The organism is Pseudomonas inefficax (genome assembly GCF_900277125.1).
Taxonomy (GTDB): domain Bacteria; phylum Pseudomonadota; class Gammaproteobacteria; order Pseudomonadales; family Pseudomonadaceae; genus Aquipseudomonas; species Aquipseudomonas inefficax.
In genome coordinates this window covers 1-1,604 of the sequence record NZ_OPYN01000013.1, presented here as the reverse complement: position 1 = coordinate 1,604, position 1,604 = coordinate 1, and the positions used below count along the sequence as shown (strand labels likewise).

2 protein-coding genes and 1 pseudogene are annotated in these 1,604 nt (G+C 63.1%); 1 reads left to right on the top strand and 2 read right to left on the bottom strand.

Going from position 1 to position 1,604, the window contains the following annotated elements; all coding sequences use genetic code 11:
* Window positions 1-309 (top strand): WCX domain-containing protein (locus tag JV551A3_RS01970; RefSeq protein ID WP_133978273.1); only part of this gene is annotated, 309 nt, incomplete at its 5' end.
* A 118-nt stretch (window positions 310-427) separates the two neighbouring features.
* Here the strand turns inward: JV551A3_RS01970 and JV551A3_RS01960 are convergent.
* Entirely contained in the window at window positions 428-1,291 is an 864-nt protein-coding gene (locus JV551A3_RS01960; protein ID WP_133978271.1) for an ABC transporter permease, read from the bottom strand.
* Window positions 1,292-1,305: 14 nt separating this feature from the next.
* Window positions 1,306-1,604 (bottom strand): annotated as a pseudogene (locus JV551A3_RS01955) (ABC transporter ATP-binding protein); the annotation flags it as partial.

Here is a 1,604-nt window from a genome sequence, read left to right as displayed (position 1 = left end):
AATTTCGACTTGTTGACGCACCTGCGCGGTGATGCGCTGCAACCGGCTCGGGGTGAGGGAGTGGAGTTGGTGGCGCGGATCAGCGATACGCTGGCACGGCAGTTGCGGGTTGCGCCGTTGAGTAGCGACATGCAGCTGACGGCGTTGGAGCACGGGCATCGGTTGCAGGCCACGGTGAGCGACGGCTGGCCTTTGCGCTGGTGGCTGTTGAGCCATGGGGATGGGGTGGTGGTGGAGCAGCCGGGCGGCTTGCGGGAGGAGATTGGCAGGATCCTGAGCAATGCGGCGGCGCAGTACCAGAATTTTTAGCCTGTACCGGCCTCTTCGCGGGTAAACCCGCTCCCACAGGATTTCCATCGGCCTTGAGAGCGGTGCAGTACCTTGTGGGAGCGGGTTTACCCGCGAAGAGGCCGGTACAGGCTTACCGTTAGCGCTGCATCCCCCAGCGCCGCACCGTCAGCCGCTCCAGGGTATTGAACACCAGCCCTTCCACCAGCAAGCCGATCAGGATCACCACTGCCAACCCGGCAAACACCTTGTCGGTGTACAGCTCGTTGCGGTTCTGGAAGATGTACCAACCCAACCCGCCTTTGCCGCTGCTGGCCCCGAACACCAGCTCGGCAGCGATCAGTGTGCGCCAGGCAAACGCCCAGCCGATCTTCAGCCCCGAAAGGATCGACGGCAGCGCAGCCGGGACTAGGATATGCAGCACCAATCGCAGTCCTTTCAGGCCGTAATTGCGCCCGGCCATGCGCAGGGTTTCCGACACGCCGAGAAAGCCCGCATAAGTGTTCAGCGCCAGCGCCCAGAGCACCGAGTGCACCAATACGAAGATCAGGCTGTTGTCGCCCAACCCGAACCACAGCAAGGCCAGCGGCAACAGGGCGATCGCTGGCAACGGGTTGAACATCGAGGTCAGGGTACCCAGCAGATCGCGCCCAAGCTGGGTCGACACTGCCAGGCTGGTGAGGCCGAAGGCCAGGACGATCCCCAGCAGATACCCCTTGAGCAGAATCACCAGCGACACGCCAACCTTGGCCGGCAACTCACCGCTGAGCAGGCCGTCCCACAGCGCCGTGGCCGTCTGCAGAAAGGTCGGCAGCAGCAGATCGTTGCCCTGGTAGCGGGCGATGGCCTCCCATAGTGCTGCGATCACCAGCAGGATGACCGCCTTGCGCAGCCAGCCGTGCTGCCACAGGCGCTGAGCCAACGGCAGGTTGCGTTCCACAGGCACACTGAGCAAAGGCTCCAGCTGCACCTCGTATTCCTGGCGTACAGGTGTAGTGGTCATGGCTGAAGCTCCTGTCAGTAGGCGATACGGATATCGTTGAAACCAAGATCGTCGGGCTGCTCGGGGGTATCCGCCTCATCGAACAGCAAGCGATGGATGCGCCGGGCACTGGCCTGGAAGTCGCTGCCACCCAGGCTGCCCAGGTCGTACTGGTGGCTGTGCACTTCGGCCCGCACCCGCCCCGGGTGGGGCGACAGCAGCAGGATGCGGTTGCCGACCACCAGTGCTTCTTCGATGGAGTGGGTAACGAACAGCAGGGTAAAACGCACCTCTTCCCACAGCAGCAGCAACTCTTCCTGCATCTTGCGTCGAG

What these genes read in the sequence shown, in the direction of transcription:
- JV551A3_RS01960 (WP_133978271.1), bottom strand. Translation starts at nt 1,291, where the DNA reads ATGACCACTACACCTGTACGCCAGGAATACGAGGTGCAGCTGGAGCCT.